Genomic DNA, 3,339 nt, shown 5'->3' on the forward strand with positions numbered 1-3,339 from the left:
CGCTTAGCCAGCCTAGCCAGCTCCCGTGCGGCCTCTTTTAACCGAGCTAGATCCTCCTCGGTGGGTGCGCGGTACGCTCGTCGCCTTCCCTCCCTGTACTGCACCGCCGCCAGCATGTACACGCTGTCCACCCTCTCGGCGGCGCCCTCATCGCCCGAAAGGAGATCTTCGAGGAGCCCCACATGCTCCTCAATCCACCTCTTCTGAAGCGCCCCCTCGCTTACAGGCTTCCCGCAGTAGGGGCAACTCACCAGAGGTGGTGGCTGCTTATCGGTCATCCGGGGCTGAGGGGTCTTCGCCTCCTTGTCGAAGTCAAAGCCCACGTAGATCCCTCGCTTTTCGTCCAAAGCCCCTGTCCGGATTATCGGCAAGACGCCACCGCAATCATGCCGCGCAGCCCTGAGGAATACGTAGCCAGTATCCTGCTCGCCGTAAAAGCGCCCGAGCTCCCTCTGCGCATACTCGATCATCTTCCTTGCCTCCTCGTTGACGAGCTCGTAGAGCCTCCTGCCATACTTCGCGGGGAACTCAATAGTGGCGCGGAGGAGGAGGTAGGCTAGCGGGTTGTAGTCACCCGCTACCACCGCGAAGCCGAGGCGAAGCGACTCCAGCGGTATCGAGCCGCCACCCGCCATTGGGTCGACCACGACGAAGCTCTTGGGGTCCTTGGCCAACATCTTCTTGACTAGCTCCCTATCGGGATCTACCATATAGAGAGTCACGATCCTCCCAGTTCTGCTGGCGAGTTCTCGCATTCTCTCGAACCCTAGAGCCCTGGTGAAGTCCTCAAGCCTGGTACCTTCCCCTAGCGCTGCGGCCAGCGTGATCGCGCGTGCGGTGCTCGCGGGCCTCCTAGCCGGGTAGTACATCAGGTTGTTGATCTTTGGTAGGTTCAGCCCTTTTGCATCGCTCACTCCTAGTAGTTTTCTCATTTGCTCCTTAGCATCTTTCGGAATTAGCTTCAGGAAACCCGTCTCGTACTCCGCTACCTGGTTTACCTCCGCTAGCGGGAATTCCTTCTCGATGAGCTTCATCACACCACCTCGTGGTAAAGGGTGAGCAGCCCCCTCATGTGCTTCGAGGCGCGCCGGGCGAGGGCGCCGTCGATCATCGGCTTCCCCCTCCTCTTGGGGTTCTTCAGGCTGGAGAGGTAGGCTAGCTCCCAGACAGCGTCCGCGACCACCTTTGGTGTGTACTTAAGCGCCTTCTTGAGCAGGGCGCCGGGATCCCTGGAGCCGAGGGCTGCGATGAACCAGGCGGCGACGCAGGGGAAGAGCTGCAGCGGTATGAACAACCTCCCTTCAGTGTCCGGCTCGCCGAAGGTCTTGCGGAGTGCCTCGAGCATCGCCCTGGCATCCTCGCCCGACGCCTTAGCGAGAGGGTTTAGCCCGTCGCTCAGGTAGAGGCTAAGCCAGGAGCCGTCGAAGTGGGCATAGGGTTTCAATTCTGACATCGGGTTGAACTATAGAGGGGTCAGTATATATAGTGTTTCTCGACAACTACCAAGGGAGCCAGCTTCGACAGGATGTTCGGCTCCCGCCCGTGCTCGAGGTACCAGAGATCCCCCTCCCTGGCGAAGTCGTAGCCGTGGTCGCTCACGATGAACGCCCTAGTGGGCAGGAGCCTCGCGAGCTCCTCGACGTACGCCCCGAAGTGCGTGTGTGCTTTTCGCGCTAGCTCCTCGAGCTGTGCTGGCTTGCTCATGACCTCATGAAGGATCCTGTCGAGGCTCGACACTTTCTGCCCGCCCAGAGTGGTCGCCACTTGGAGCATGCTGGCCTTCCGCACTTCCTCCAGGAAGCCGCTCGTCCTGCCGGTCTCGTTCACGTAGGCGTACACGGCTAAGGCGCGGGGCTGCGCCTCACGTAGCTTCGCGTAGAGCCAGTATAGCTCGGGCAGGCCCAGGCAGTCGACCACGACCGGCGCGTAGCCCCCTGCTCCGAGCTTCTCGACGTATAGCAGCGCGCTTCTCAGCGAGAGCTCGGGGGTGGGCTGGAGCCTCTCCAGTAGCTTGATAAGGTGGTGGATTGAGCTCGATAAGCCCCTCCCGCCGGCGTAAGCCCTGGCAACCGCGAGGAAGAACTCGCTGTAACCGGTACCCTCGCGGAGCGCGGACGCTAGGAGCCTGCTCACCGGGGGCCAGAGCTGGTGCATGCTTTCACGTGCAAGGGGTTATTGGCCTTATAAGCGTGTCGTTAGCTTCTGGGCTTGAGCCCCCCAGCGTTCCCGCTGAGGGTCGCTGGCGCAGAGCTCCCTAGAGTAGCCCGAGCTTGTTCTCCAGCTCCTTGTACTGCCTCTTCTTCTCGTACAGCTGGACGAGGTCCTCGATCTCGATGACCCTGAAGTACTGCTTGACCTCGTGGAACGCCCCGCTGATCCACTTCTCGGCCTCTCCCCGCTTCTTGGCTGTGGTAACGAGGATCGCTATCGAGTTCCACGCGTCGAAGGCGTGCTTCAGCTTCACGAGGTCGGCGTAGAGGTCCCCCTCGATGGAGACCTCGAACACGGCGTAGGGTACGCCTCTGGCGATCCTCTTCCAGGCAACGTCGATCCTCTTCCCGTCTATCTCGACCTCTTTCTCGACGAACTTGCCCTGCATCCTGCCTATCTCGGCGATCATGTCGACGATCTCGTCATGGGAGCGGGGCTTCGCGGGCCTGGGCTTAACGTTCCTGAGCGTGTACTCGTCCAGGATCTTGTCGAAGATGGCTGAGGAGTACGTGGCAGGGGGCTCATCCCCGAAGAGCAGGATGGACCACCTGTCGGCAGTGGGCCTGAACATGCTCGCGCCGAGCGCGGCCAGCTCCTCCTTACGGAGGGGCTTCACGCCGTCGAAGACCTCGGGATTCAGCGGGTCGGTCGGCGTCGGCGCAAGCTCCACGGGCTGGAGCAGCCTCAGCCTGACCTGGAGCGGGTAGCCCGCCGGGTTCTCGACCCAATAGTGGACGGGCTCTCTGCTCTCGGAAACTTCCACGACTTCCGCCACTCCCCAGACGCCCTTGACCTCCTTGTGCTGGAAGTAGAGGAGCGCCCTGAGGCCGGGCTTGAGCGCCGACCACCTCCTCCTGTTCAGCTTGTTGTCGGGGAAGCCCCACAAGCCCTCGCTTAGCAGGGATTTGAAGTGCGGGTGCGTGCTGCTTATAAGGTTGATGATGCAGCCGGCTATCGCCCTCCCCATTGTTGGGAACGCCCGCCCTCTAGGCATAAACGGCTCACCAAGCTGTTTAAGTGCCCGCGGGGGAGTACTCGCATAGCGCCTTATATATGTATGTCTGGTTTTACGCAGGTTAAGTGTGGAGAGCTCGGACGTTCTCGATGCTATAGGCGTGGCGCTAAGCG

At 61.2% G+C, this 3,339-nt stretch carries 3 protein-coding genes and 1 pseudogene; all 4 read right to left on the minus strand.

Annotated elements, in window-relative coordinates; translation table 11 throughout:
* Nucleotides 1–1,034: pseudogene (locus ACP5KC_RS09540) on the minus strand (hypothetical protein); the annotation flags it as partial.
* Nucleotides 1,034–1,453, minus strand: a complete 420-nt coding sequence (locus tag ACP5KC_RS09545) for a hypothetical protein (protein ID WP_428287403.1) — start codon at nucleotides 1,451–1,453, stop codon at nucleotides 1,034–1,036. The gene ACP5KC_RS09545 and the pseudogene ACP5KC_RS09540, both read right to left, overlap by 1 nt.
* A gap of 20 nt (nucleotides 1,454–1,473) precedes the next feature.
* Complete coding sequence (locus ACP5KC_RS09550; RefSeq protein ID WP_428287404.1) at nucleotides 1,474–2,154, minus strand: hypothetical protein; 681 nt, start codon at nucleotides 2,152–2,154, stop codon at nucleotides 1,474–1,476.
* 100 nt (nucleotides 2,155–2,254) lie between these two features.
* Nucleotides 2,255–3,178, minus strand: coding sequence for a hypothetical protein (locus ACP5KC_RS09555; protein ID WP_428287405.1), 924 nt, complete (start codon nucleotides 3,176–3,178; stop codon nucleotides 2,255–2,257).
* Nucleotides 3,179–3,339: the final 161 nt, after the last annotated feature.

Source organism: Infirmifilum sp., assembly GCF_049970975.1.
Classification (GTDB): domain Archaea; phylum Thermoproteota; class Thermoprotei; order Thermofilales; family Thermofilaceae; genus Thermofilum; species Thermofilum uzonense.